The 25,219-nt window shown below is 71.5% G+C and carries 25 protein-coding genes and 1 riboswitch; of the genes, 9 read left to right on the forward strand and 16 right to left on the reverse strand.

From position 1 onward, the window contains the following. Nucleotides 1-158 precede the first annotated feature (158 nt). Entirely contained in the window at nt 159-1,067 is a 909-nt protein-coding gene (locus AB0H37_RS08680; RefSeq protein ID WP_329092258.1) for an alpha/beta hydrolase, read from the forward strand. Nucleotides 1,068-1,282: 215 nt separating this feature from the next. Here AB0H37_RS08680 and msrA read toward each other — a convergent pair whose 3' ends face one another. Then, nucleotides 1,283-1,792, reverse strand: a complete 510-nt coding sequence (msrA, locus tag AB0H37_RS08685; protein ID WP_329092261.1) for a peptide-methionine (S)-S-oxide reductase MsrA — start codon at nt 1,790-1,792, stop codon at nt 1,283-1,285. A gap of 194 nt (nt 1,793-1,986) precedes the next feature. Further along, entirely contained in the window at nt 1,987-2,628 is a 642-nt protein-coding gene (locus AB0H37_RS08690; protein ID WP_360611990.1) for a DsbA family protein, read from the reverse strand. 114 nt (nt 2,629-2,742) lie between these two features. On the opposite strand from AB0H37_RS08690, the gene AB0H37_RS08695 reads away from it, so the two are divergent. Both AB0H37_RS08695 and AB0H37_RS08700 read left to right on the forward strand, forming a co-directional pair. After that, on the forward strand, nt 2,743-3,339 hold the full coding sequence (locus AB0H37_RS08695; protein ID WP_360611991.1) for a TetR/AcrR family transcriptional regulator: 597 nt from the start codon (nt 2,743-2,745) through the stop codon (nt 3,337-3,339). A gap of 187 nt (nt 3,340-3,526) precedes the next feature. Further along, nucleotides 3,527-4,555 (forward strand): TIGR03617 family F420-dependent LLM class oxidoreductase, encoded by a 1,029-nt coding sequence (locus AB0H37_RS08700; protein WP_360611992.1) that lies wholly within the window; start codon nt 3,527-3,529, stop codon nt 4,553-4,555. 135 nt (nt 4,556-4,690) lie between these two features. On the opposite strand, the gene AB0H37_RS08705 is transcribed toward AB0H37_RS08700, so the two are convergent. After that, the gene (locus tag AB0H37_RS08705; RefSeq protein ID WP_360611993.1) at nt 4,691-5,299 is read right to left on the reverse strand and encodes a TetR/AcrR family transcriptional regulator; all 609 of its coding nucleotides are present in this window, start codon (nt 5,297-5,299) and stop codon (nt 4,691-4,693) included. Nucleotides 5,300-5,326: 27 nt separating this feature from the next. Between AB0H37_RS08705 and AB0H37_RS08710 the strand changes: the two genes are divergently transcribed. The 4 genes from AB0H37_RS08710 to AB0H37_RS08725 all read left to right on the forward strand — a co-directional run bounded on the left by AB0H37_RS08710 (nt 5,327) and on the right by AB0H37_RS08725 (nt 10,699). Beyond that, nucleotides 5,327-7,747, forward strand: coding sequence for a PEP/pyruvate-binding domain-containing protein (locus AB0H37_RS08710; RefSeq protein ID WP_360611994.1), 2,421 nt, complete (start codon nt 5,327-5,329; stop codon nt 7,745-7,747). A 328-nt stretch (nt 7,748-8,075) separates the two neighbouring features. Beyond that, complete coding sequence (locus AB0H37_RS08715) at nt 8,076-9,008, forward strand: NAD(P)-dependent oxidoreductase (protein WP_360611995.1); 933 nt, start codon at nt 8,076-8,078, stop codon at nt 9,006-9,008. Continuing rightward, complete coding sequence (locus AB0H37_RS08720) at nt 9,005-9,952, forward strand: RNA polymerase sigma-70 factor (RefSeq protein WP_360611996.1); 948 nt, start codon at nt 9,005-9,007, stop codon at nt 9,950-9,952. Before AB0H37_RS08715 ends, AB0H37_RS08720 begins: the two co-directional genes overlap by 4 nt. 24 nt (nt 9,953-9,976) lie before the next feature. Next, entirely contained in the window at nt 9,977-10,699 is a 723-nt protein-coding gene (locus AB0H37_RS08725) for an NAD(P)H-binding protein (RefSeq protein WP_360611997.1), read from the forward strand. 29 nt (nt 10,700-10,728) lie between these two features. On the opposite strand, the gene metE is transcribed toward AB0H37_RS08725, so the two are convergent. After that, a complete protein-coding gene (metE, locus tag AB0H37_RS08730) occupies nt 10,729-12,981 on the reverse strand; it encodes a 5-methyltetrahydropteroyltriglutamate--homocysteine S-methyltransferase (protein ID WP_360611998.1) in 2,253 nt (750 codons plus the stop codon). 119 nt (nt 12,982-13,100) lie between these two features. Then, nucleotides 13,101-13,323, reverse strand: a riboswitch (cobalamin riboswitch). Nucleotides 13,324-13,466: 143 nt separating this feature from the next. Here metE and AB0H37_RS08735 point away from each other — a divergent pair. Continuing rightward, the gene (locus AB0H37_RS08735; protein ID WP_360611999.1) at nt 13,467-13,718 is read left to right on the forward strand and encodes a DUF4873 domain-containing protein; all 252 of its coding nucleotides are present in this window, start codon (nt 13,467-13,469) and stop codon (nt 13,716-13,718) included. A 130-nt stretch (nt 13,719-13,848) separates the two neighbouring features. Here the strand turns inward: AB0H37_RS08735 and AB0H37_RS08740 are convergent, their stop codons facing one another. From AB0H37_RS08740 to AB0H37_RS08795, 12 genes are all read right to left on the reverse strand, one after another. Beyond that, the gene (locus tag AB0H37_RS08740) at nt 13,849-14,043 is read right to left on the reverse strand and encodes a hypothetical protein (RefSeq protein WP_360612000.1); all 195 of its coding nucleotides are present in this window, start codon (nt 14,041-14,043) and stop codon (nt 13,849-13,851) included. A 491-nt stretch (nt 14,044-14,534) separates the two neighbouring features. Then, nucleotides 14,535-15,350, reverse strand: coding sequence for a CoA ester lyase (locus AB0H37_RS08745; protein ID WP_360612001.1), 816 nt, complete (start codon nt 15,348-15,350; stop codon nt 14,535-14,537). Beyond that, nucleotides 15,347-16,501 carry an acyl-CoA dehydrogenase family protein gene (locus tag AB0H37_RS08750; protein ID WP_360612002.1) on the reverse strand — a complete coding sequence of 385 codons (1,155 nt, stop codon included), beginning with the start codon at nt 16,499-16,501 and terminating at the stop codon, nt 15,347-15,349. The genes AB0H37_RS08745 and AB0H37_RS08750 overlap by 4 nt, the downstream gene beginning before the upstream one ends. Further along, nucleotides 16,501-16,860 (reverse strand): OB-fold domain-containing protein, encoded by a 360-nt coding sequence (locus AB0H37_RS08755; RefSeq protein ID WP_329092284.1) that lies wholly within the window; start codon nt 16,858-16,860, stop codon nt 16,501-16,503. The genes AB0H37_RS08750 and AB0H37_RS08755 overlap by 1 nt, the downstream gene beginning before the upstream one ends. Further along, the gene (locus AB0H37_RS08760; RefSeq protein WP_360612003.1) at nt 16,857-17,999 is read right to left on the reverse strand and encodes an acetyl-CoA acetyltransferase; all 1,143 of its coding nucleotides are present in this window, start codon (nt 17,997-17,999) and stop codon (nt 16,857-16,859) included. Before AB0H37_RS08760 ends, AB0H37_RS08755 begins: the two co-directional genes overlap by 4 nt. Beyond that, nucleotides 17,996-18,406, reverse strand: a complete 411-nt coding sequence (locus AB0H37_RS08765; RefSeq protein WP_329092288.1) for a MaoC/PaaZ C-terminal domain-containing protein — start codon at nt 18,404-18,406, stop codon at nt 17,996-17,998. The genes AB0H37_RS08760 and AB0H37_RS08765 overlap by 4 nt, the downstream gene beginning before the upstream one ends. Beyond that, nucleotides 18,403-18,894: a MaoC family dehydratase N-terminal domain-containing protein gene (locus AB0H37_RS08770; RefSeq protein ID WP_329092290.1), complete on the reverse strand. Its 492-nt coding sequence runs from the start codon at nt 18,892-18,894 to the stop codon at nt 18,403-18,405. The genes AB0H37_RS08765 and AB0H37_RS08770 overlap by 4 nt, the downstream gene beginning before the upstream one ends. Beyond that, the gene (locus AB0H37_RS08775) at nt 18,891-19,946 is read right to left on the reverse strand and encodes a RidA family protein (RefSeq protein WP_329092292.1); all 1,056 of its coding nucleotides are present in this window, start codon (nt 19,944-19,946) and stop codon (nt 18,891-18,893) included. The genes AB0H37_RS08770 and AB0H37_RS08775 overlap by 4 nt, the downstream gene beginning before the upstream one ends. 23 nt (nt 19,947-19,969) lie before the next feature. Next, on the reverse strand, nt 19,970-21,316 hold the full coding sequence (locus AB0H37_RS08780; protein ID WP_360612004.1) for an MmgE/PrpD family protein: 1,347 nt from the start codon (nt 21,314-21,316) through the stop codon (nt 19,970-19,972). Next, nucleotides 21,313-22,524 (reverse strand): CoA transferase, encoded by a 1,212-nt coding sequence (locus AB0H37_RS08785; RefSeq protein WP_360612005.1) that lies wholly within the window; start codon nt 22,522-22,524, stop codon nt 21,313-21,315. Before AB0H37_RS08785 ends, AB0H37_RS08780 begins: the two co-directional genes overlap by 4 nt. Then, the gene (locus AB0H37_RS08790; RefSeq protein WP_360612006.1) at nt 22,521-23,504 is read right to left on the reverse strand and encodes an LLM class flavin-dependent oxidoreductase; all 984 of its coding nucleotides are present in this window, start codon (nt 23,502-23,504) and stop codon (nt 22,521-22,523) included. The genes AB0H37_RS08785 and AB0H37_RS08790 overlap by 4 nt, the downstream gene beginning before the upstream one ends. Beyond that, nucleotides 23,501-24,019 (reverse strand): MaoC family dehydratase, encoded by a 519-nt coding sequence (locus tag AB0H37_RS08795; protein ID WP_329092301.1) that lies wholly within the window; start codon nt 24,017-24,019, stop codon nt 23,501-23,503. Before AB0H37_RS08795 ends, AB0H37_RS08790 begins: the two co-directional genes overlap by 4 nt. Before the next feature lie 152 nt (nt 24,020-24,171). On the opposite strand from AB0H37_RS08795, the gene AB0H37_RS08800 reads away from it, so the two are divergent. Further along, nucleotides 24,172-25,209, forward strand: a complete 1,038-nt coding sequence (locus AB0H37_RS08800) for a nitrilase-related carbon-nitrogen hydrolase (protein WP_360612007.1) — start codon at nt 24,172-24,174, stop codon at nt 25,207-25,209. Nucleotides 25,210-25,219 lie beyond the last annotated feature (10 nt).

A 25,219-nucleotide genomic window follows, 5' to 3' on the forward strand; every position in this document is an offset into this window, starting at 1 on the left:
CTGCTCGTCGCCCGCGGGCCGGTGGACGACGAGATCGCCGAGATCGCCGCCGCGGCCGCGCACGCCGCCGCCCTCGGCGGCGCCTTCACCCCCGGCGACTCCCCCGGCCCTCCCTAGGCCGCGGCGTACACCCGCCGCACCAGCGAAAGGACCCGCACATGCGCCAGGACATCGAGTTCATCTCGGCCGGAACGACCCTCCGCGGATGGCTCTACACCCCCGACGGCACCTCTGGCCCGCACCCGGCCGTGGTCGTCACCCACGGACTCGGGGCGGTCAAGGAGCAGTACACCGACGACATCGCCGAAGCACTCGCCGCGGCCGGGCTGGCGGTCGTCCTGTACGACCACGCCTCGTTCGGCGCGAGCGACGGTGAACCGCGTCAGGAGGTCGACCCCTGGACGCAGATCCAGGGATACCGGGACGCCATCACCTTCCTGTGCACACGTCCCGAGGTGGACGCCGAGCGCATCGGGGTGTTCGGGTCGAGCTTCTCAGGCGGGCACGTGCTCGTCGTCGGGGCCGTCGACCGGCGGGTCAAGGCCGTCTACTCGCAGGTGCCGGTCGTCAGCGGCGGGACGACCCTGTCGCGGTTCATCCCCAGCGAGGCGCTCGCCGAGGTCCGCAAGAGCTTCGACGCCGACCGGCTCGCCCGGTTCAACGGCGAGGCGCCGACGATGCTCCCCCTCGTCACCGCCACCCCCGGGGAGCCCGCCGCGATGGCCGACCGGGAAACCTACGAGTGGTACCAGACGATCGAACCGGAGCGTCTGGCGACGTGGCGCAACGAGGTCACGCTCCGGTCGGTGGAGGCGATCGCCGGCTACGAGCCGGGCGACTACATCGCCCGCATCTCCCCTACGCCGCTCATGCTCGTCGTCGCCCAGCACGACATCCTCACTCACAGCGACCTGGCCTTCGCCGCCTACGAACGGGCCCTGCACCCCAAGCAGCTCATCACCTTGTCCGGCGGCCACTTCGTCGTCTACAACCAGGAGTTCAAGAACACGCTCGCCCTCATGACCGAGTTCTTCCTCCAGCATCTCGGCCCCCGGACAGCCGCCTGACCGACCACCCCGAAACTCCGGCGCTCCGCTCACCGGACGCGGAGTTCGGCCGGTACGAACGGATATCGCGGTTCAGGTCGTGATGATGCCGGCCGTGCCCGGCATCCCGCGTCGTCCAGATTCATGTGCTCAGAACCCGGATGCGGCGGGGCATGACCCTCCATGCACCCGCCGCATCGCGGAAACTGCGCACGCTGACACCCGCGCCGTCCCCGTCAGGCTCCGGCGGTCCGCTTGGGCAGCCTCCAGCCGGGGCGGGGGAAGTGGCACGTGTAGCCGTTCGGGTACTTCTGCAGGTAGTCCTGGTGCTCCGGCTCTGCTTCCCAGAAGTCGCCGGCGGCGGTCACCTCGGTGACGACCTTGCCCGGCCACAGGCCGGAGGCGTCGACGTCGGCGATGGTGTCCTCGGCGACCTTCCGCTGCTCGTCCGAGGTGTAGAAGATCGCGGAGCGGTAGCTGGTGCCGACGTCGTTGCCCTGCCGGTTCACGGTCGTGGGGTCGTGGATCTGGAAGAAGAATTCCAGCAGCGCCCGGAAGTCGGTCTCGTCGGGGTCGTAGACGACCTCGATGGCCTCGGCGTGGGTCCCGTGGTTGCGGTAGGTGGCGTCGGGCACGTCGCCGCCGCTGTAGCCGACCCGCGTCGAGATCACTCCGGGCTGCCGGCGGAACAGCTCTTCCATCCCCCAGAAACAACCACCCGCGAGCAGTGCCCTTTCGGTTGCCATGTCGTCTCCCTCGTCCTTTGGCAATGATTACAGCGGGCACCGCGTCAGCGTTATTCCGTGGGGCCGCCGGACACTATGGCCTCACCTGCACGGACGTAGTTCCGGCCGGCGCAGTGTTCGCCGGATTCGCTGGACTGGCCACCGTCGGCTTCGGCGACCGCGGTTGCGCTTCTCGTCCCGGCGCGTGGCGTTGGTCAGAGCACTGATCCTGCGGTTGGCAAGCGGTCGGGCGATGGCCGACCGCGTCGGTGCGTCAGGTCGGTCCGCCTCAGCTCACTCCGCAGCGCGGCGAGTGACACGGCTCCAACGAGGACGGTCTCGTCCGGGAACCGGAAGACCGGCACTCGCGGGCCGGGCGCATCTGCGGACCGCGCGGGTTCCGCGTGGGGCCGCTCGCAGTTCTTCTCGCTGTCCCAGCGGACGCCGATCGTGTGCGCCAGGCCCCGCAGCACGTTCGCGTCGGCGATGTCCAGACCGTCGGTGAAGTAGGCACGGTACAGGCGGGCGGCCATGTCCTCGGCGGCGCCGTGGTCGGCCGCCAGCGCGATGAGCCGGTGGGCGTGGGCGGTGCGGGCGGGCACGATCCGGTCGAGCTTCACCACCAGGCCGTCGGCCGCAGCTGCCCGCGCGATCTGCTCGGCCCGCGCGGGGGGGACGAGCTGGAAGTGGCCGCTGCCCGGCGACGTTCCCGCCGACGAGCCCGCGGTCCGGTACGGCCTGAAGACGACTTCCAGTTCGCCGCCACCTGCCCGGTGCTCCTCGGCGGCCCGCTGGAAGCGGGCGTAGCCGAGCGCCGACCAGACGCAGGCGATGTCGTGGGTGAACTCAACTTTCATGGGACTCGTCCCTCACTGGCGGTACGGATCGTTCCGTGCCGCCTCAGCATGCCCGCCGCCCTGCACATAGTCAATACGGAACGTTCCGTGCCGTCTGAGGGATATGCTGTCCGCATGTCACCTAGACGTCCCGAGCGCCGCAGTGAAGAGGCCGCCAACGCCGTCATCAAGGCCGCCATGGACCTGTGCCAGGAGGTCGGGTACCGCAAACTCAGCATCGAGGGCATCGCCGCCCGCGCCGGCGTCGGCAAGAACACGATCTACCGGTGGTGGCCGTCCAAGGGCGCCGTGCTGCTGGACGGCCTACTGTCCACGTGGAAGATGGACGCGTCCTTCCCCGATACCGGGGACTTCATCGCCGACATCAAGGCGCAGATGGCGGCGGCCTCTCGCATCCTCGGCGACCCGGACGTCTTTCCGCACTACCGCGCACTGATCGGCGAAGCCCAGCACGACCCCGACCTCCACAGGGCCCTGTGGGACAGCTTCATCGGTCACTTGGCTGGCGCCGCCGCCGAACGCATAAGGACGGCGCAGCGCGAAGGCCAGGTCCGCGCCGACGCCGACCCGGTCCTCGTCACCGAACTGCTCTACGGCGCCGCCTACTACCGCCGGCTGCTCACCCCGCGCATAGCCGACACCGACCATGTCAACGCCATCGTTGACCTCGCATTCACCGGCCTCGCCCCATCCACCACACCCACCCGGTAGCACGCCCACGGTTCCGGCCGCCCCCTTCAGCGAGCATCGATGCTTTCCGAGCCCCACCCTCCCCGTTCTCCGTAGGTCGCCGGGGCTCAGAATGTTCCCGCGGGCTTGCCTGAGATGCGAAGCTCGTTGCGGCGTCCTCGAGCCTCGCCGGCGAACACTCGGCTCTGCGCGGAATGGAGATCGGCCAGTGAAGCTGGATGTGCAACTGGACGGCCGGCCGGACGAGGCGGCGCAGCGTGCCCGCGCACTGATCGCCGCCGGGGTGGACGGCCTGTTCACGTTCGAGGGCCCGCACGACGTGTTCCTGCCCCTGATCGTCGCGGCCGGCTCCTCGGACGTACCGCCGACCGACCTGATGACCAACGTCGCGATCGCGATCCCCCGCAGCCCGATGAACCTGGCCAACATGGCCTACGACCTGCAACTGCTCAGCAAGGGCCGCTTCCGGCTCGGACTGGGCTCGCAGATCAGGCCGCACATCGAGAACCGGTACGGCTCGACCTGGAGCAGACCGGCAGCCCGGATGCGCGAGACGGTCCTCGCGGTGAAGGCGATCCTGAACTCCTGGCAGGACGGCACCCCGCTGGATTTCCGCGGCGAGTTCACCAAGCACACCCTGATGCCCGCCACGTTCGTCCCCGGACCGAACCCGTACGGCGTGCCGCCGGTCCTGCTCGGTGCGCTGGGCCCGGTGATGACCCGGACCGCGGCCGAGGTCGCCGATGGACTGCTGGTGATGCCTTTCCACAGCCATCGGCATTTCCGCGAGCGCACTCTTCCCGCCGTGGCCGAAGGCCTGGAACTGGCGGGTCGCGAACGGATCGACCTGTACCCGCAGGCGATCGTCGCGATGGGCGACACCCCCGAGGAGATCGAGGCCGCGGCCTTCGGAGTGAAGGCGCTGCTGGCGTTCTACGGCTCGACCCCGGCGTACAGGCCGGTCCTGGACATCGAGGGCTGGGGGGATCTGCAGCCCGAGTTGAACGCGCTGTCGAAGACCGGCGACATCATGACGATGATCGGCCTGATCGACGACACGATGATGCGGACGCTGGCGGTCGTCGGAACGCCGGCCGAGTGCGCCGGCGAGATGAAAGCCCGGTTCGGCGACGTGGCCGAACGGGTCTGCGCCTACTTCCCCGGATCGACGCATCCGGAAGAGACGATCGCCGCCCTGGCGACTGAACTGGGGAGACCGGCGGGACCGACCACGTGACTCCCGCACCGATCTGAGCTTGACCTCCGAGCTTGGGCGCCCCACCCCAGGCACGCAGTACGCGCCCGCGTTGAGGGCACCGCGTCCCGCCGCATTGGACGACCTGGTTCCGGTCTCCGCGTTGCGATGCCCAGATCAGGAGTCGTCTGGATTTCGCCTGTGGTTCGCAGGCCTCACGCCGTTGAGAAGGATGCGGGCCGTCTTGGCGACCCAGTCCGGTGTGAGGCCGTCGGGGCCCCTGGTCAGCATCGCGGCCAGGGCGGGGCCGATGATCATCTCCAGCAGCACGAGTGCGTCGACCTCGGCGTCGAGCTCTCCGCTCGTGACGGCCGCGGCGAGGGTGGCGTCGAGCCCGCGCCATCCCCCGGCGGAGAATCGTTCGAGGAGGCGTTGGTGGATGACCGGGTCGGTCGCGGCTTCGGCTATCAGGCCGGGTACGGCGATCCGGGCCATGGGAGTGGTCAGGAGTTCCGCGGTCCGTCTCACCAGTTCGTGCAGATCTTCGGCGAACGAGCCTGTCCGGGGTGCGCCGGCCGTGACGCCGTCCCGGAAGGTCGCCTCGTGGACGAGGTGGGCTTTGCTGGGCCAGCGCCGATAGACCGCGGGCCGGGATGTTCCGGCGCGGTCGGCGATGGCGGCCACGGTCAGTTCGGCGTAGCCCACCTCTGCCAGCAGCTCGGCGGCGGCCGTCAGAACGGCGTCGTCGATGCGAGCGTCACGGGGTCTTCCTGAGGGGTTGTTCATTTTCGAGCACAGTGTAACGTAACTGCCGTGCAGCACCCCCGGAGCGAGCTCGTCGAGTTGTCGGACGTCATCGACGCGAGGTACGGCGGCAAGGCCCTCGGCCTCGCGACGCTCGCCGCCGCCGGGTTCTCGGTGCCGGCCGCGTTCGTCATCGCGAACGCCGACGCCGCCGACCTTCCCTCCGGGCTCGAAGCGCGCTACGCCCTGATGACCGGCTCGGGGAAGGCGGTCGCGGTGCGTTCCTCGGCTTCGGGCGAGGACGGTGTCGAGAGCTCCTTCGCCGGTCAGTACGAGTCGGTTCTGGGGGTCGGCGGATACGACGAGCTCCTCGCCGCGATCGGGCATTGCGCGGCCTCCGCGTCTTCGGAGCGTGCGACCGCCTACCGGTCGGCCGCCGGCATCTCCGGCGCGATGCACCTGGTGGTCCAGGAGATGGTCGACGCGCGGGCCGCCGGTGTCGTGTTCACCGCGGATCCGGCGAGCGGCCGGCGCGACCTTTGCGTGGTCGACGCGGTTCTCGGCCTGGCGGAGTCGTTGGTCGACGGCTCCGCGAGCCCCGACCATTACGAGGTCGACCGGCCCGGGCGGATCGTGGACCGTCAGATCGCGTCCCGTCCGGCGCTCGACGACGACGAGGTCATGGCCGTCGCGGCAGGCGCCCGGGCCGCGGAGGCGCGGTGGGGAATGCCGCTGGACCTCGAATGGGCGATCGACCGGACCGGCGAGATCCGCTGGCTCCAGGCGCGGCCGATCACCACCCTGCCCGGGGACCTGAGCGAGATGGACAGCACGGTGGCCGGCGAGGACCACGTCTACACCCGGTGCAACATCGGCGAGATGATGCCCGGCGCCTTCTGCCCGCTCACGGCGTCCGTGAGCGGGCGGGCGATCGAGTACGCGATGCAGATGGTCCAGGTCACCGCCGGTTTCCAGGACTCCTACCGGGAGGACCACTGGCTGCAGCTGGGCTACTTCTCAGGTCACCTGTTCCTCAACATGACCGAGGGCACGGCCCTGAGCTCGGGGATCCTGGGCAACTCGCTGGAGCAGTACTCGCTCTCGATCGCGGGCAGGGTGGTGGACGAACTGGTGCCGGTGCCGCCGAAGCCGTTCCTGCTCCGCCTGGTCAACACCGTCCGGCTGACCACGTTCACGCTCTCGGCGGGACGGGCGATCCGCCGCCTCGACCGCGACCTGGCGCGCTCCGAGACGCCGTCCGCGGCGGAGCCGGCAGCCCTGCTCACCGAGCTGGACACTGCGATCGAGCTCTACAACGAGGCCACCCTCACCCACGTCCGGTCCTCCGCGCGCTCCGCCGTCGCCGCGAACGTGCTGGAGCAGACGGTGGTGCGCGAAGCGATCCGCGCGGGCCGAAGCGAGGACGAGGGCCGCTCCCGGACCGCCGTACTGCTGGCCGGCGCCACCAACGTCGAGAGCGCCGTCATGCTGGAGCAGTTGGACGGCGTGGTGGCCCGGCTGGCCGCGGACGGGACGGAAGCCAAGGCGTTCCTCGAACCGGACGCCGCCGAGGCCGTGGTCCGGCTGACCGGAGGCGGTGGTCCGACCAGCCGCGCGTTCAACGGGTTTCTGCGGCGCCACGGCCATCGGGGCTACCGGGAGTTGTGCCTGCGCGAACCGTCGTGGGGGGACGACCCGGAAGGGCTCGGCACGATCATGCAGGCCATGCTCCGGGCCCGCCTTCTCACCGGCGACGCCGTCCGCACGGTCCCACCTGCACCGGAAGGCGTTTCCCGGGCGGTGCGGGTGATGGCCCGGCTCGCGCGGGCCGGGGCACGCGGACGCGAGGCCACCAAGTCGCGGATGGTCCTGGTCGCCCACCGGCTCGGCCTCGGCTATCGCCTCCTGGGCGAGCAGCTGGCCGCGACGGGGCGGCTGCCCGACGCGGACCTGGTGTTCTTCTTCGACCGGTCGGAGCTGCCGGACCTGCTGAGCACCGACGACGCCGGGGACCTGATCGACCGCGCCGAGGCGCGCCGGGCGGCGCTTCCGTACCAGGCCCGGCTCGACTTCCCGGACGTCAGCGTCGGCAAGCCCGTTCCGACGCGGCCGAAGCCCCCGGAACCAGTCGAGGGCGGTGTGATCGTCGGTCGTTCCGCGTGCGGCGGTGTCGTCGAGGGGACCGTCCGGGTCGCGACCACGATCGCGCAGGCTCGGGAACTGCAGCCCGGTGAGGTCCTGGTCGCCCCCGTGACGGACGTCGGGTGGACGCCCTACTTCACCCTGATCGCCGCGCTCGTCACCGACATCGGCAGTTCGGTCTCCCATGGCGCGGTCGTCGCCCGCGAGTACGGCCTGCCCTGCGTGGTCAACACCCAGGGCGCCACCCGCGTGCTCTGCACCGGCGACCGGGTCCGGGTCGACGGGGACCGCGGCACCGTGACGCGGCTGGACCGCACTTCGGTCCCGTCCTCTCCCACCAGCGCGTGAAGCGGCCCGGAGGTCCCACTGTGCCCGGGATGCCTGGCGTCGTCCCGCTCGACGAGTTTCCGATCCACCAGGTCCCCGCCCCCGTCTAGGGGGTCGGCGGCGACCGGAACCGCTACGACCGGTCGCGCTGGAACGTCCACGACCGCATCGGCTACCGCCGGACCTCGGCGACCAGCACTGCGGCAACTACCGGATCGAGGCTATCGAGCCGCTCACGACGTCACGGCCGGCCCGGCTCCCAGAATGGGTCAGCCCGTCATGTCACAGAAAGTCGGGCTGATTTGTCTCGGGTAGCGAAGGCAGGAGATCTCGTCGGAAGGTGATGGTCATGCGAGTGTTCGTGGCTGGTGGGAGCGGGGTCCTGGGGCAGCGGTTGGTACCGCGGTTGGTGGCACGGGGCCATCAGGTGACGGCGACGACCACGAGCCGGGCGAAGCTGGACCTGCTGGAGCGGTTGGGCGCGGACGGTGTGGTGATGGACGGGCTGGACGCGGCTGCGGTCGGGGAGGCGGTGGCGGCCGCACGGCCGGACGTGGTCGTGCACCAGATGACCGCGATCTCGATGGCGCACGCCGGCAAGCCCGACATCAAGCATCCGGACCGATGGTTCGCCAAGACCAATCGGCTGCGCACGGAGGGAACCGACCACCTGCTGGCCGCCGCAGAGGCGACCGGCGTGCCCCATTTCGTCGCGCAGGGGTACGCCTCGTGGAACGGCATCCGCGAGGGCGGATGGGTGAAGACCGAGGAGGATCCGTTGGACCTGCTCGAGGGGACGGCCGCGAACGTGGGCTTGAAGGCGTTGAGCCGGGTGGAGGACGTGGTCCTCAAGGCGGGCGGCGCGGTCCTGCGGTACGGCGCGTTCTACGGGCCGGGCGCCATCGACGACCAGGTCGAGCTGCTGCGCAAGCGGCAGTACCCGCTGGTGGGGCGTGGTACCGGCTACAGCTCATGGGTTCATCTGGACGACGCGGCCAGTGCCACGGTCCTGGCCGTGGAACAGAAGGCGCGCGGGGTGTACAACATCGTCGACGACGACCCGGCCCCGGCGAGCGAGTGGCTCCCCTACCTGGCGGAGTGCGCCGGCGCGAAGCGACCGAGGCGGGTCCCGGTGTGGCTGGCCCGGCTGCTCGCCGGCGACCAGGCGGTGGTGATGATGACCGAGGGGCGGGGCTTCTCAAGCGCCAAGGCCAAGCGGGAACTCGGCTGGGAGCCGCGCTACCCGTCCTGGCGGCAGGGCTTCAAGGAAGAGCTGGCGTGACCCGGGCCGAGGAGTTCGAAGAGCTGCGTCCGCTGCTGTTCTCGATCTCCTACCGGATCCTGGGCACCGTGACCGAGGCCGAGGACACCGTCCAGGAGACCTGGATTCGCTATGCCGCCACGCCGACCCGGCCCACGTCGGCCAAGGCGTTCCTGTCGGCCGTGGTCACCCGGCTCTCGATCAACGTGTTGCGCTCGGCCCGCGTCCGGCGGGAGGAGTACGTCGGCCCGTGGTTCCCCGAGCCGCTGCTCACCGACCCCTACCAGGACCCGGAACGCTCGGCCGAACTCGCCGACTCGGTATCGATGGCGGCTCTGCTGCTGCTGGAACGGCTCAGCCCGCTGGAACGCGCCGTCTTCGTGCTGCGCGAGGTGTTCGGGTTCGGCTTCCCCGAGGTCGCCTCGGCGGTCGGCCGGTCGGAGGCCGCATGCCGCCAGCTCGCGGTTCGGGCACGCCGCCACATGGACGAGGGGCGGCCCCGGTTCGAGGCCGACCGGGGGGAGCGCGAGGAACTCGCGACGCGGTTCTTCGACGCGTTCGCCGAGGGCGACCTCGACGGGCTCAGGAACCTGCTCGCCGCCGACGTTCAGATCATCGCCGACAGCGGCGGCAAGGCCCCGCAGTGGGCGAGGGGGATCTTCGGTGCGGGCAACGTCGCCCGGGCGCTCGGCGTGCTCGTCCCGTCATTCGTCCAGATCGGCGGTGTCGTGGAGCCGCGCCAGGTGAACGGCCAGCCGGGCGCCGTCTTCCGCGATCGCGACGGCAAGGTCGTCAACACCTGGACCCTCGACATCCTCGACGGTCGGATCCAGACGATCAGCACGATGAGCAACCCCGACAAGCTCGCCCACGTGGGCCCGGTCGCGGATGCCTGGGCGATCCTGCGCGAGGCACAGCGGGCTCGCCAGGATCCCGCCCGGCCGGACGAGCGACGGCACTCCTAGCAACCGCGAAAAGGACAAGTCGTCTTGCGTGTCACGATCTTCGGAGCCAACGGCCCCACCGGCCGCCTGCTCACCGGCCAGGCCCTCGCCGCCGGGCATCGGGTCGCCGCGGTCACCCGGCGGCCGGACTCCTTCCCCCTGCGCCATGAGCGGCTCGAGGTGGTCGGTGCGGACGTGCTCGACCGAGATGCCGTCCACGCCTCCGTGGAGAAGCAGGACGCGGTCCTGTCGACGCTGGGGGTGCCGGCCGGGAAGAAGCCGATCAGCACCTATTCGCAGGGCGTGGCCAACATCATCGCCGCGATGCGGAAGCACGGGGTGCGCCGGCTCGCCGTTGTCAGCTCGACCGGGGTCGACCCGCGGCCCTACGCCGATGCAGGGATCCTGTTCAACCGGGTACTTCTGCCCTACGTGACCCGGGTCCTCGGCAAGACGCTGTACGACGACATGCGGCGGATGGAGACGCTCGTCCGGGAAAGCGATCTGGACTGGACGATCGTGCGCCCGAGCGGGCTCTACCACCTGCCGTCGGTCACCGACTACACCATTGTCGAAGGCCACGCCGAGGGCAGATACACCGCCCGCGCGGACCTGGCCGCGAGCCTTCTGGCCCTGCTGGACCACGACCGCCACCTCCGCAGCACGATCAGTGTCATCACCACTGTCGACAACCCCACCTTGCTCCAGTGGATCCGCCGCGAGGCGTCAGGTCAGGCACAGGTGGGAGCGGCGCACGCCGGCTTCTGACCGGGCGTGCGCCGCCGTTCGGCCGCGGCTCAGCGCGCGGCGGCGTCCTCGCGGACTCGCCGTGCGGCGGTCACCAGGTTGCGCAGCGCCGCTTCGGTCTCCGGGTAAGCGCGGGTCTTGAGCCCGCAGTCGGGATTGACCCAGAGCTTGGCGGGCTCGACGGCCTGCAGCGCGCGCCGCAGGTTCTCCTCGATCTCGTCGGCCGAGGGGACGCGGGGCGAGTGGATGTCGTAGACGCCAGGGCCGATGCCGTTCTCGTAACCGGCGGCACGGAGGTCGCCGACCAGCTCCATGTGCGAACGGGCCGCCTCGACGCTGGTGACGTCGGCGTCCAGCGCCCCGATCGCATCGATGATCTCACCGAACTCGGAGTAGCACATGTGGGTGTGGATCTGCGTGGTGTCCGCCACCCCGGAGGTCGCCAGGCGGAAGGCTCCGACGGCCCAGTCCAGGTAGGCGGCGTGGCCGGCCGCACGCAGGGGAAGCAGTTCGCGCAATGCGGGCTCGTCGACCTGGACGATGCGGATACCGGCCGACTCCAGGTCGCCGATCTCGTCCCGCAGCGCGAGGGCGACCTGGCGGGCCGTCTCGGCCAGGGGCTGGTCGTCGCGGACGAACGACCAGGCCAGCATGGTGACCGGCCCGGTGAGCATGCCCTTGACCGGCTTGCTCGTCAGCCCCTGGGCGTAGGTGGTCCACGCGACGGTCATCGGACGGGGACGAGCGACGTCGCTGTGCAGGATCGGCGGCCGCACGTACCTGGACCCGTAGGACTGCACCCATCCGTGCTCGGTGGCGGCGTAGCCGTCCAGCTGCTCGGCGAAGTACTGGACCATGTCGTTGCGTTCGGGCTCGCCGTGCACGAGCACGTCCAGACCGAGTTCCTCTTGCAGCGCGACGACGCGGGCGATCTCCTGCTGCATCGCCTGGCTGTAGTCGTCCTCGGAGATGCGTCCGGCCCGGCGGTCCGCGCGGACCCTGCGCACCTCCGGAGTCTGGGGGAAGGAGCCGATCGTGGTGGTGGCAAGGTCGGGCAGCCCGAGCGAGGCGCGCTGCGCGGCGAACCGGGTTTCGCGGTCCCCGCGGGAGGAACCGCCGAGCGTGTCCAGGCGAGCCCGGACCTCGTGGTCGATCCCGGCGGTGGACGCCGGAACCTGCGCGGCGGGACCGGCCGCGTCCTCGCCCAGCGCCTCGCCGAGCGCGACGACCTCGCCGACCTTCTGCCGGGCGAACGCCAACCGCCCCCGCACCGCCGGATCGAGCGCGTCCTCGGCGTCCAGGTCGATCGGGACATGCAGCAGTGAGCAGGAGGTGCTCACGACCACCTGGTCGGCCAGACCGAGCAGCGTGGCGCAGGCGGCCTCGGCCCGCTGCCGGTCAGCGCGCCAGATGTTGCGGCCGTCGACCACGCCCGCCACGACGGTCTTGCGCAGCAGCCCGCCCACGGAAGCGAGCACGTCCAGATTGCCGGGACCGGCGACGAAGTCCAGCCCGACGGCCTCCACACGGGAGGACGCAAGGGCGCGCAGCGCTTCGGCTCCGATCGTGCCGAAGTAGGTCGCCACCAGCAGGCGCGGCCGGCTGGAGAGCTCACCGAGGCGCGCGTACGCGCGGGCCAGTGCGGCCACCTCCCCGTCGGTCCGATCGGCCACCAGGGCGGGCTCGTCCAGCTGCACCCATTCGGTGCCCGCCCCCGCCAGCCGCTCCAGCAACTCGGCGTACACCTCCACCAGCCCGTCGAGCAGGTCCAGCGGGCGGAAGCCGGCGGGGGCGTCCGCCGCGGGTTTGGCCAGCAGCAGGTAGGTCAGCGGTCCGACGAGCACGGGCCGCGTCTCGATACCGAGGGCTCTGGCCTCCAGGTACTCCGCGACCGGCTTCGACGTGACCCCTCCGGGCAGTCGGAACCGCATGTCCGGCCCCAGCTCCGGCACGATGTAGTGGTAGTTGGTATCGAACCACTTGGTCATCTCCATCGCCGGGATGTCTTGGACACCGCGCGCCATGGCGAAGTACCGGTCGAGCCCGTCCAGGCCCCGATAGCGCTCGGGCACGGCGTCCACCAGGACGCTGGTGTCCAGCACCTGGTCGTAGAAGGAGAAGGTGTTCGACGGCATTGCGTCCAGACCGGCGTCGCGCAGCCCTGTCCAGACGGCGCCGCGCAGGTCCGCGCCGGCCTTCTCCAGCGCGGCCGCGTCGATGCGTCCCGCCCAGAAGTCTTCGGTGGCGAACTTGAGCTCGCGGCGCGTCCCGATCCGGGGGTAACCGAGGATCGTGGTTTTCATGGCAGCTTCCCTCGCTGAGCCAAAGGCGGCCAGCCGGGGAGGGACGTGCACGGCACGGCGCCGAAAACCGCCTGTGCCGCCCGCCGGCCCTCCCGCGAGGCCGCAGACCACCGCACGCCAGACGGCGCACGGGCGAAGGCAGGTCTTCGGACTCGCGGGCACCGCTCCTACCTGAGTAGGTGCGTCCTACTGGCCGTCGCTTCCCAGGCCCGGCGGCCCAGTGCTCGATGACGGCGGTCGTTCCCGCTCACCGCTGCGGGGCAGTCCCGGATTCCCACCGGGTTCCCTCTTACGACGCCCCTACCACGCAGGCACGGGCGAACCTTCCGCACGTTGAAGTCTAACGGCCGGGATGACGGCATACACAAACCCGCTCGGACCACGTTGAGCCCTGAGAAGCAGTGCGGGCGGGAACGTCCCACCTGAACGCTATGGTGCGTCTTCATGAAGACGAACCACGTCGGCCTTGACGAGAAGATCCACGCGTGAGCCGCTACCGGGGGCCCGCCACCCTGATCGGCAGCAACGGAGCCGAGATCGAGGTCTACGTCGATCTGCGCGCCAAGCAGCGGGAGTGGTCCGGAACCGCGACCATCGGCGACTTCGACGCCAGCGGCGCTCACGACCAGACGCTGAGACTTCCAGACGGCCGCGAAGCACAGGTCACGCTCGGCGGCTCGGCAGTCTGGTCCGACGTCATCACGCTGGTCGGAAGTGGTCCGCCGCCCTTCGCCTGACACAGGCGTCCCATCGACCGGCGGGGCTCGCTTGTGAGCTGCTTGGGACAAGAGAACGGGGCCCGCGCACCTCAGTGCGCGGACCCCATTCCGTGTTGCTGCGCATGCAGGAGTCACTCCTGCGGTGCGATCAGCTGTTCTTCGACCAGGCAAAGAGGAGGCCGGAGAGGCCCGCCATGACCAGAGCGAAGGCGAAGAAACTCCCCCAGGACGGGAAGATGCCCATGGCAGCCTCCCAGACCTCACCGAACCCGATCTTGCCCAGCACGAGCACGACGAGAGCGGCGGCGGTGAACTGGAGGAAGGTGTTCAGGTAGCCGCGCAAAAGCCCGACTCCTTTCATCTGGTTTTTGTCGAGGTGTGGCTCTGATGAGGCACCCCGCAGAACGCTCATAGTGAGACGCCCCTACCTCCTGACCGTCCACGGAGGATCAGAGAAGGCAAGGCGGCCACGACCATTGATGGCCGAAACGATCTCGGGCGCACAGCCGTCGGCATCCGAGTCCGAATCACGGGGCTGAGCTGCGGAGACCTCCGCCCTGCCGATCCGGGAGACATGGGATCGTGGGTGCAGATCCCGGCGTCTCGACAATGTTTACCCGGGTCAGAGCGCTCAGGATCGTTCCAAATTTTTCTTGGACTACTGAGGACATCTCGGCAGTCCGTGGCGGCCAATGCCTACGAACTCACGGCCGGGACACAGACTGCATCACATTGGTCGAGATAAGCACCGCCTTCGTCCAGCGGAGGCGTCGACCGAACAGGAACGCATGGCGGCGAGGGCGTCAACCCGCGCGCCCGAGAAGTGCTCGGTGGTCAGGCGAGCAGGGCGCGGGCGGCGCGGATGACGGCCTGGTCGACGAGGCGGCCGTCGTCGCCGACGAAGACGGCGGAGCCCGAGGCCAGAGCCGCTTCGTAGCGGGCCAGCAGAGAGCGGGCCCGGTCCAGCTCGGCCGGTGTCGGGGTGAAGACCTCCGTGACGACCGGGAGCTGTGCCGGGTGGACGCAGGCGCGGCCGCGGAATCCGAGCCGCTTGAGGCGCAGTGTGGTCGTGCGGAACGTCTCAAGGTCGCGGAACTGGGTGGAGACCGGGCCGAGCGGCGGGGGCAGGCCGGCGGCGGCCGACGCCGCCGTCACCTGGGACCTGGCCCAGAGCAGCTCGGATTCGTCGGGGCCGGGGGTGACGCCGAGGTCGGCGGCCAGGTCGGCCTCGCCGAGCTGGAGGCCGGCGACCCGTGGCGCGGCGGCGATCTCGGGTGCCGCGAGGATCGCCGCGGCGGACTCCAGCAGCGGGACGACGGGGAGGCCGGGCGCGTCGGCGAGGACGGCGTCGAGGGCGTGCAGGTCGTCCACGTCGTCGACCTTGGCGGCGCACAGGCAGTCGAGGCCGGGGCCGGCGACCACGCGGGCGTCGGCGTGGCCGAGCTCGCCGGGGTTGATGCGGACGGTGATCCGCGGCCGGTCCGTAGGCAACGAGCGGAGCCAGGCGGCGACGGCGGCGCGGGTGTGCTCCTTCGCGGTGAGGGGCACCGCGTCCTCCAGGTCGACGATCAGTTCGTCGGCGCCGAGGGTGAGGGCCTTGGCCAGGCGGTCCGGGCGGTCGCCGGGGACGTAGAGCGCGGTCTTTCTCACCCCACGGTCTCCTTGCCGGAGGTCAGCGCCTTGGCGATGACGGTGCGCATGATGTCGTTGGTGCCCTCGCCGATGCTCATCAGCGGTGCGTCCCGGTAGAGGCGTTCGACGGCGAACTCCTTGGAGTAGCCGTAGCCGCCGTGGACCTGCATGGAGGTGAGGGCGCACTCGATGGCGGCCTCGCTGGCGAAGGTCTTGGCCATGCCGGCCTGCATGTCGACGCGGTCGCCGGCGTCGGCGCGCGACGCGGCCCAGTAGACCAGCAGGCGGGCGGCCTGCACCTTGACCGCCATGTCGGCGATCTTCAGCTGGATCGCCTGGAAGTCCTGGATGGGGCGGCCGAACGCCTCGCGCTGCGCCGCGTAGCCGAGCGCCTCGTCGTAGGCGGCCTGCGCGATGCCGAGGGATCGGGCGGCGACGTTGATGCGGCCGGTCTCCAGCCCGGACAGCACTTGTTGCAGGCCGCGCCCTTCCACGCCGCCGAGCAGGTTCGCGGCGGGGACGCGGACCTCGTCGAACACGATCTCGCACGATTCGGTGCCCCTGTAGCCGAGCTTGGGCAGGTCGCGCAGCACCTCGAAGCCGTCCTCGACGAGGAGGACGGACATTCCGCGGTGCGGGGGCGAGGCGGACGGGTCGGTCTTGGCCAGGATGGGCAGCGGGCTGGCGTGCCGGGCGTTGGTGATCCAGGTCTTGCGTCCGTCGACCACGTAGTGGTCGCCGTCGCGGCGCGCGGTGGTGGCGATGCCCTGCAGGTCGGTGCCGGCGCCGGGCTCGGTGAGGCCGATGCCGGTGCGGCGGCGGCCGGTGGCGAGGTCGGGCAGGAAGCGGGTCTTCTGCTCGGGCGTGCCGTGCCGGGCGATCATCCAGCAGGACAGCGAGTGGCTGCCGAGGATGCCGGCGATGCCCATCCAGCCTTTGGAGATCTCCTCGAAGACGAGGGCGAAGGAGACCATGTCGGCGTCGAGGCCGCCGTATTCCTCGGGGACGGTCAGCCCGAACAGGCCGAGGTCCTTCATCGTCTCGACGATCTCGGTGGGGTACCGGTCGGCGGCCTCCCATTCCTGGACGACGGGCCGGATCTCGCGGTCCACGAAGTCGCGGAGGGTGTCGCGGAAGAGGCGCTGCTCTTCGGTCAGTTCGAAGTCCATCAGGCGTCCTTGGTGAAGATGGGCAGGTGGCGGCCGTCCGGCAGGGGGCGCCAGCCGAGGCGGACGGGTTCGTCGCAGGTCCAGGGGCCGGGGCCGTCGAGGTGGGTGAGGATGATCGGTCCTTCGGCGAGCCGGACCCGCGCGACGACGTAGGGGGTCTCCACGTCGGGCGACGGGGGGCGGTGCACGACGGTGTAGGAGTCGACGGTGCCGCGTCCGGAGGCGTCGGCGAACTCCAGGTCGGTGCCGCCGCAGCGGGTGCACAGTTCGCGCGGGTAGTGCTGGGCGTGCCCGCAGGCGCAGCGCTGGACGACCAGGCGCCGGTCCCGCGTGGCGTTCCACCACCGGTCCTCGATCATCGGTCGGCTCCCAGCAGGACGGTGGCGTGGCTGGACAGGATGCCGCCGGTGCCGTGGGCGAGCGCGATCTCCGCGCCGTCGACCTGCCGGGCGCCGCATTCGCCGCGCAGCTGGCGGACGGCCTCGATGAGCAGCAGGAGCCCGTACTGTCCGGGATGGCAGTAGGACAGGCCGCCGCCGTTGGTGTTGAGGGGGAAGCCGCCGCCGGGGCGGATCCGGCCGCCGGCGACGAATCCGGCGGCCTCGCCGGGTGCGCAGAAGCCGAGGCCCTCCAGCGTCAGCAGGACGGTGATGGTGAAGGAGTCGTAGATCTCGGCGACGTCCACGTCGGACGGTTCCAGCCCGGCCATCGTGAACGCGCGGCGTCCCGAGTCGAAGGAGCCGGGCCGCAGCAGGTCGTCCGCCGAAGTCATGCTGGTGTTGGTGGTCGACTCCCCGTAGCCGAGGACGAGGACGGGTGGTCGTCGCAGGTCGCGGGCGCGTTGCAGCGAGGTGAGGACGACGGCGCCGCCGCCGTCGGTGACCAGGCAGCAGTCGGCGGACGTCAGCGGGGTCGAGATCATGGGCGCGTCGAGGACCGCGGCGGCGGTGAGCGGCCCCTTGCCGTACCGGAACGCCTTCGGGTTGCGCAGCGCCCACTCCCGGGCCGCGACGGCGACCTCGGCGAGTTGCTCGCGGTCGGCCTTGTGGGCGTGCAGGTAGCGCTGCGCGGCCATCGCGTAGTACGAGATCGGGTACAGCGGCGCGTACGGCGATTCGAAGATCGCTTCGGGGGTGTGGGGTTCGGTGGCGCCGCCGAGCGACCGTGACCGCGCGGACCGCTGGTTGGACGCGAACGTGATGAGGACGGTGCCGCACTGCCCGGCTTCGATGGCCTGGGCGGCGCGGGCGACGAACATCTCGAACGCGGATCCCCCGGCGGACGTCGAGTCCGTCCAGGACGGCTGGACCCCGAGGTAGTCGGACAGCTGGGTGGCGGAGAACCGGGAGAGGCCGGTGGTGGCGATGCCGTCGACGTCGGAGAGCGCGAGTCCGGCGTCCTCCAGCGCGCGGGTGACCGCCTGCGCCTGGAGTCCGAGGACGGATGCGCCGGTGACGCCGAGATCGGACTCGGCGGCGCCGGCGATCGCGACCGTCACCGTGCCCCTCCGGGAACGCGGACCTCGCAGCCGGCGGGGGCGACGGCGACGCGCCCGTCCTCGACCACCTCGATCTTCTGCTCGATGGTCACCAGGTCGCCGCGCACCGCCGTCACGGTGCCGGTGCAGCGGACGGTCTCGTTCGCGAACACCAGATTCTTGAATCGGAACCGCAGCGTCGCCAGGCGCGCGGAGGGGCCGAGCCAGTCCTGCGCCTGCTCGGCGAGCAGCGCGCCGAACACCTGGCCGTCCACGACGGGGGCGGGCAGTCCGCGTGGTTCGAGGTAGGCGGGGTCGTAGTGCATGCGCTGCCAGTCCCAGGTCGCGCCCGCGTAGGCGACCATGTCGGCGAGTTCGATGCGGCGCACCAGTTCGGGGACCGCGTCCCCCACCGCGACGGCCGTCATGCGATCTCCACGTAGATCAGGGTCTCCTCGTTGGTCGCGAGCGGTTCGCCGCGCTGGTCGGTGTAGGCGGCGGTCGAGGTCACGATGAGCATCGCCTGTCCCCTGCCGTTGACCCGCTCGGTGATGTCGTGGATCCGCCAGGTCGCGGTGATGACGTCGTCCGGGCGGACGGCGCGGTGGAAGGTGTAGGAGTTGCCGCCGCGCACCAGTCGCGTGCCGGGGACGTCGAGGTGCCACATGTGTCCGGCGAATCCGTCCTCGCCGCGCGGCAGGCCGGTGTACTGGTTCGTTTCCATGATGAGCGTCGGGGGTGCGATGACGCCGCCGTACCCGTGCTCGCGCGCGTAGGTGTCGTCGGTGTAGAGCGGGTTGTCGTCGCCGACGGCCTGGGCGAAGTACCGGATCGAGGCGCGCCCGAGCTCCTCCGGCGCCGTGTAGACGGCCTCGCTTCCGATGAGCGCCCTCATCTCCTCGGTCAGCAGGCTCACGGCCTCTCCCCCGCCGGGGCCAGCACCGCCGTCGGAACGACCTCGATCATGAAGTCGGGGCGCAGCAGCGCCGAGCACACCACCGACGACAGCGCCGGGGAGTCACCGAAGTAGTCGCGGCGGATCTCGGCGACCTCGCCGTAGCGGGCGACGGCGTCCGGGGTGAGGTACTCCACGAGCCGGACGACGCCGCCGTAGGGCGGACGGTCGCCGAGGCCGGCCTCGCGGAGCGTCGCGGCGATCGAGGCGTAGGTGTACTCGGCCTGGGCGAGCAGGTCGCCGTCGAAGATGCCTTTCTGGGTGGCGGGTTCGAGTGCCCCGAACCCCGACATGAACAGGGTGTCGCCCGCCGCGACGCCCGGGGCGTAGGTGAGCGTGTCGTACCGCCTCCAGCCGGGGTTGACGGTCGTGAGGGGCGCGGTGGACGCGATCGCGTCGAGCGACACCATGGCGCCGGGGACGACCGGCTGGTCGACGATGATGCCGGCGGCGCCGGGGAACACGCCGTTCTCCCTGCCGAGGAGTTCCCTGCGGGGGCGGCCGCAGCGCGGGTACTCCGACCGGGTCGCGTTCGCCGTGTAGTCCGTGGTCTGGACAAGCGACCCGAGCCCGAGCCCGGCGGCTTTCAGCAGGTCGGCGGCCTGTTCGAGGCATTGCCGGTACTGGGAGCGGAAGTCGCCGCCGCGCGGGTGGATGCTCGGCAGGTAGACGATGCCGCCGGCGACGCGGAGCGTGCCGCGGTGCATGCCGTCGTCGGGCGCCGCCTCGATCAGCTCGCCGCCGCCGGGGAAGGCGGTCAGCTCGACAGCGAGATCCTCGCCGCCGGGCAGCGCCTCCACCGCCACCGTCGCGACCGGGACCCGATGCGCGCCGAGCGCGTTCCGGCGGGCCGCCTCGACTTCGGCGTACGTTCCGAGCACGGCGCCGGTCGCGTACTCGACGACGTGGACGACGTCGCCCGGTCCCGCGCCGGCCCTCGCCAGCTCCGTGAAGGCCCGCTCGTAGGCGCCCCGGATCGTCCCGGCGCAGGCGGACAGCCGTACGGTCACCATGCCTCCATTGCTCGTCTCCTCCATCACCGTGCCCCCAGGGCCGCGAGCAGCGGCCGCACCGAGGTGCGGTCGGGCAGGGCGAGGATCTCGGTCAGGTGCGCGGGGTCGCCCAGGTTGGCGAGGGCCTTGTCCCTGACGGTGCGGTCGATGTCGGGATCGCCGGGGCCGCCGCCGCTGCGCGGGACCTCGGCGAGGACCCGGCGCCCGTCGCGGGTGACGGCGCGGAGCCGTCCCGGCTGGTCGGCCGCCGCGCCGCCGAAGTCGACGACCTCGGTGCGGACGCGTCCGGCGAGGCCGAGCACCTCGGGACGGTCGATCGTGTCGTAGGTCGCGGTGGTCACGGCGCCGTCGACCACCATGGCGGCGACGCTCCACGGCAGGCTGAACTTGGCGTCGTAGGGGGTGCGGGGGCGTTCCTTGCCGGGCGCGCAGACGATGGGCGCGGCATCCGGGTGCACCTCGGCGGTGATGCTCTCGACCCCGGCGCCGTGCAGGTCGCGGGCGGCGTCGAGCTGGGCGTGCATGAGCTGGCAGGCGGGATAGGGCTTGACGGTGATCCGGGTCAGCTCCCAGCGCTCGCCGAGCCCGTCCAGGACCGCGGCCGGTTCGACGCGGCGGCCGAGCAGCGCCCCGTACAGGCCGTACTCGCCCTCCACCACGGTGTCGGGACCGGTCGCGCCGTGGGATGCGAGGGTCGCGGCGAGCACCCCCCCGCGGGCCGCGAAGCCGGGGTGCAGCTGCTTGGTGGACGCGCCGGTGTTGAGGAACTCCAGCAGCCCGCCGGCCTGGCTCCCGGCGATGCCGAGCGCGTGGACGGTCTCGTCCACGGTCAGCCGGCGCATCCGGGACGCGGTGAGCGCGGCGGCGAGCACTCCGCAGGCGGCGGTGGCGTGCAGGCCGCGGGCGTGGAAGCCGTGCGGGACCGCGGCGCCGAGCCGGCAGATCGTTTCCAGCCCGGCGATGGCGCCGAGCAGCAGGTCGGGGCCGCCGAGCCCGAGCGCCTCCGCCTCGGCGAGCGCCACCGGGAGGACGGGCGCGGAGGCGTGCACGAGCCCGCCCGCGTGGGTGTCGTCGAAGTCGAGCGCGTGCATCAGGACGCCGTTGGCGAACGCCGCCTCGGCGCGCGTCACGCGTCCGCCGCTCTGTCGGCCGGTAGCGGTGGGCTGCCCGATGATGCTCGCCTCGGGGCGTCCGCCGCCCAGCTCCAGCGCGGTCAGGACGGCGGCGTCGGCGGCGCCCCGGCGGGACGCGGCGACCGCGCAGCCGAGACCGTCCAGGACGTGCCGGAGCGCGGCGCGCCGCGCGGCGTCCGGAACGTCCCCGAGGGTGAGCCCGAGCGCCCATTCCGCCAATGCGCGTGCCGCGGTCATGGGCGTTCCGCGCGCGGGCCGAAGGCGCCGGCGGCGGCGAGTTCGGCGACGCGCTGCGCGGTGTAGCCGAGAACCTCGGTGGTGACGTGGGCGAGGTCCTCGCCGCGCCGCGGGGCGCGCCGGTAGGCGGGCGGCTGGTCTCCGGCCCGGACCGGCGAGGCGAGGTTCTTCACCTTCCCGTAGCGGGGATGGTCGGTCTCGACGACGAGGTTGCGGGCGGCGGTGTGCGGCTCGGTGAGCGCGGCGGTCACGTCGTTGACCGGACCGCACGGGATGGACGCGGCGTACAGCGGCTCCAGCCATTGCGCGACGGTCCGGGTCAGGAACAGCGGTTCGAGGACGTCGAGCAGGTCGCGGGCGTTGCGCTGCCGGTCGGCGAACGTGGCGAAGCGCGGGTCGCGGGCCAGGTCGGCGCGGCCGAGGACGGCGGTGAGCCGCTGCCAGAACTTCTCCTTCGCGCAACCGACGACGAGCCAGCCGTCCTCGGCGCGGAAGTTCTGGAACGGCACCAGCGACGGGTGCGCGGAGTGCCGGGTGCGGGACGGGGCGAACCCGGCGTTGAGGTGCCAGACGCCCGGGTAGGTGAGCATCGAGATCGCCGTGTCGTACAGCGAGACGTCGCAGTCCATCCCGACGCCGTCGCGGCGGGCGGCGTGCAGGGCGGCCAGCAGCGACAGCACGGCCACGTATCCGCCGGAGTAGTCGACGAGGGACAGCCCGGACTTGGCGGGCGGGCCGTCCGGTTCGCCGGTCAGGTCCATCCAGCCGGCGAGGCCCTGCAGGATGTAGTCGTAGCCGGGCTCCCTGGACCGCGGGCCGGTCATCCCGAAGCCGGTGAGCGAGCAGCACACGATCCGCGGGTTGAGGTGCTTGAGGTCGTCGTAGGTGATGCGCAGCTTGGCGGGCACGTCGCCGCGCAGGTTGGAGTAGACCGCGTCGGAGGCCCGGACGAGCCCCTCGAACACCGTCCGGCCGGCCTCGGTGGACAGGTCGACCGACACCGACCGCTTGTTGCGGTTGAACGCCTCGTGGAACAGCGAGTCCTCCCCCTCGGCGTACGGGGGGACGTAGCGGCCGATGTCGCCGCCGGTCCGCGGGTCCTCGATCTTGATGATCTCGGCGCCGAGGTCGGCCAGGTGCAGGGAGCCGAACGGGCCCGCGCCGTACTGCTCCAGGGAGACGATCCGCACGTCCTCCAGCGGCCTCATGTGAGCTCCTTGATCAGGTCGATGATCCGGGCCTGCGCGAGCCGGATCTGCGCGGGCGCGAGCCCGTGGACGGGGGGCGTCAGCTTGATCGTGGTGGCGTGCCCGGCGTAGGCCGCGACGCGCTCGGCGACCTGGGCGGCGGTGCCGGTGAGGGTGAGCGCGTCGACCATCCGGTCGGGGACGGCGGCGCCGAGGTCGTCGGCGCGGGCTCCGGCGCGGAACGCCGCGATCACCTTGTCCTGCTCGCGGGCGAGGTCATGGAAGGCGAAGAAGTCGGCGTAGGTGCGGACCGAGGCGTAGAACCCGGCGAGCCCGGCGGCGCGGCGGCGCGCCAGCGCGGGGTCGTCGTCGATGGAGCAGGCGGCCGACACGACGGCGTCGACGCCGGGGCGCAGCAGCGGCAGGGCGCGCTCGCGCAGCCACGCGGGCGAGCACAGCTCGTGCGAGATCCAGCCGTCGGCGATCTCCCCGGCCAGCTTCGTCATCACCGGCCCCATCCCCGCGAGGTAGATGGGAAATCCGGTGGAGGGGCAGGGGCGCTGGTAGCCGCGCACCCGCAGGCTCTCCAGCTCCCCTTCGACGATCATCGGCTCGCCGGACGCGGCGTGCGCGGCGAAGTGCCGGATGATCGCGACGGTCTCGCGGAGCCGCGCGGCCGGGCGCTCCCAGCGCACGCCGTGCCAGTCCTCGTTGAGCCGCCTGACGCCGGTGCCGAGGCCGAGGACGAACCGCCCGCCGGACAGTTCGGCGAGGTCGAGGGCCTCCAGAGCGGTGGTCATCGGGCTGCGGGTGAAGGCGAGCGCGATCGCCGTGCCGACCTGGGCGCGGCGGGTGCCCGCGGCGACCGCGGCGGCCGGGACGGTGGCGCTGCGGTGCAGTTCGGGAAGCCACAGGGCCTCGGCGCCGGCGTCCTCGGCGGCCCGCGCGGCCTCGACCAGTTCCGCGAGGGTCTCGCCCCACGGCCCGTAGGTGATCCTCATGCCGTCATCGGCCCGGTCTTGGCCTCGGGGAAGTACTTCTTGTCGTTGGGGGCGTCCCGCTTGTAGACCATGACGGTGCGCGTCCACGAGACGACCTCGTCGCCGTCCTGGTTCAGGCCGCGGGTGCGGGCGGTGATGATGCCCGCGTAGGGCCGCGACGCCGACTCCCGCATGTCGGTGATCAGCGACTCGGCGTAGACGGTGTCGCCGACGAACACCGGGTGGGTCAGCCGGATGTCGGTCCAGCCGAGGTTCAGCAGGGCGGTCTGGCTGATGTCGATCACCGACAGGCCGAGGACGAGCGCGACCGTCAGGCCCGAGTTCACGATGATCTTGCCGGTGGGGGAACGGCCGGCGAAGTCGGCGTTGTAGTGGTTCTGGTTGGTGTTCAGCGTCAGCAGGGTGAACCAGGTGTTGTCACTCTCGCCGATGGTGCGGCCGAACGGGTGCTGGAACACGTCGCCGACGGCGAAGTCCTCGTAGTACCGGCCGATCTGGGCTTCGTGGACGGTCATCCCGCGCCTCCTCCGGATCCCCCCTGCAGGAGGGGTTGCACCGAACTTAAAGGTCAGACTTTTCCTACGTCAAGACCTCGGACCCCTTGCGCGGCCAACATTATTCCGCTTAGCGTAACGGCGTTCCGACGACGTGGGGAGGGTGCAGGACCGTGGATCAGACCCCGGCCGCCACCGAGACCGCCTACCGGGCCCTCGCGCTGCAGACCCGGACGCGCGTCGTCAACGGCCTGTCCCCCGCCGAGGCGCGCGAGACCATGGCCGCGTCCATCGCCCGGATCGGCGGCGAGGTCGCCGCCGCGAAGCGCTGGGTCGGCCCCGACCTGCGGCTGGTCGTGCTGCCCGAGTACGTGCTCAGCGGCTTCCCGATGGGCGAGCCCGTCGGGCTCTGGCGCCACATGGCCGCACTCGCCCCCGGCGGCCCCGAGTACGAGGCGCTGGCCGCCGTCGCCGCCCGCGAAGGGCTGTACCTGTCCGGCAACGCCTACGAGAGCGACCCGAACTTCCCGGAACTGTACTTCCAGGCGTCCTTCGTGATCGGCCCGACCGGCGAGACCGTGCTGCGCTACCGCCGGCTGCACTCGCTGTACTCGCCGTCCCCCTACGACGTGTGGGACCGCTACCTCGACCTCTACGGCATGGACGCGGTGCTGCCCGTCGCCCGGACCGGAATCGGGAACCTGGCCTGCATCGCCTCCGAGGAGATCCTCTATCCCGAGCTGGCACGCGCCCTCGCGCTGCGCGGCGCCGAGGTGTTCTGCCACTCCACGTCCGAGGCGACCAGCCCCGCGCTCACCCCGAAGGAGATCGGCCGCCGCGCCCGCGCCGTGGAGAACCTCGCCTACGTCGTGTCCGCCAACAGCGGCGGCCTGCGCGGCCTCCCCATCCCCGGCGACTCCACCTCCGGCGGCTCGGAGATCGTCGACTTCGAGGGCCGCGTCCTGGCCGAGGCCGCCGGCGGGCAGAGCCTCGTCGCCCACGCCGAACTCGACCTCGCCGCCCTGCGGCGCAACCGGGCCCGTCCCGGCATGGGCAACCTGCCGTCGCGCGTCAAGCCCGGCCTGTGGGCGGACGAGTATGCCCGGCACGACGTCGAGCGGCCGAACGGGCTGGACGGCCGCGCCCCCGAGCGGGCCTGGTTCGCCCGCCGCCAGCAGGAGTCCATCGACCGCCTCACCGGCCCGAGCTGAGCGGCCGCGA

The organism is Actinomadura sp. NPDC023710 (genome assembly GCF_040639875.1).
GTDB classification, from domain to species: Bacteria; Actinomycetota; Actinomycetes; order Streptosporangiales; family Streptosporangiaceae; genus Spirillospora; species Spirillospora citrea.

Coding starts and splice junctions, on each gene's coding strand:
- AB0H37_RS08780 (WP_360612004.1), bottom strand. CDS start 21,316: ATGACCGCGGCACGCGCATTGGCGGAATGGGCGCTCGGGCTCACCCTC.
- AB0H37_RS08765 (WP_329092288.1), bottom strand. CDS start 18,406: ATGACGGCCGTCGCGGTGGGGGACGCGGTCCCCGAACTGGTGCGCCGC.
- AB0H37_RS08790 (WP_360612006.1), bottom strand. CDS start 23,504: ATGAGGATCACCTACGGGCCGTGGGGCGAGACCCTCGCGGAACTGGTC.
- AB0H37_RS08705 (WP_360611993.1), bottom strand. CDS start 5,299: ATGAACAACCCCTCAGGAAGACCCCGTGACGCTCGCATCGACGACGCC.
- AB0H37_RS08695 (WP_360611991.1), top strand. CDS start 2,743: ATGTCACCTAGACGTCCCGAGCGCCGCAGTGAAGAGGCCGCCAACGCC.
- AB0H37_RS08690 (WP_360611990.1), bottom strand. CDS start 2,628: ATGAAAGTTGAGTTCACCCACGACATCGCCTGCGTCTGGTCGGCGCTC.
- AB0H37_RS08750 (WP_360612002.1), bottom strand. CDS start 16,501: ATGGACTTCGAACTGACCGAAGAGCAGCGCCTCTTCCGCGACACCCTC.
- msrA (WP_329092261.1), bottom strand. CDS start 1,792: ATGGCAACCGAAAGGGCACTGCTCGCGGGTGGTTGTTTCTGGGGGATG.
- metE (WP_360611998.1), bottom strand. CDS start 12,981: ATGAAAACCACGATCCTCGGTTACCCCCGGATCGGGACGCGCCGCGAG.
- AB0H37_RS08715 (WP_360611995.1), top strand. CDS start 8,076: ATGCGAGTGTTCGTGGCTGGTGGGAGCGGGGTCCTGGGGCAGCGGTTG.
- AB0H37_RS08795 (WP_329092301.1), bottom strand. CDS start 24,019: ATGACCGTCCACGAAGCCCAGATCGGCCGGTACTACGAGGACTTCGCC.
- AB0H37_RS08785 (WP_360612005.1), bottom strand. CDS start 22,524: ATGAGGCCGCTGGAGGACGTGCGGATCGTCTCCCTGGAGCAGTACGGC.
- AB0H37_RS08775 (WP_329092292.1), bottom strand. CDS start 19,946: ATGGTGACCGTACGGCTGTCCGCCTGCGCCGGGACGATCCGGGGCGCC.
- AB0H37_RS08755 (WP_329092284.1), bottom strand. CDS start 16,860: ATGATCGAGGACCGGTGGTGGAACGCCACGCGGGACCGGCGCCTGGTC.
- AB0H37_RS08680 (WP_329092258.1), top strand. CDS start 159: ATGCGCCAGGACATCGAGTTCATCTCGGCCGGAACGACCCTCCGCGGA.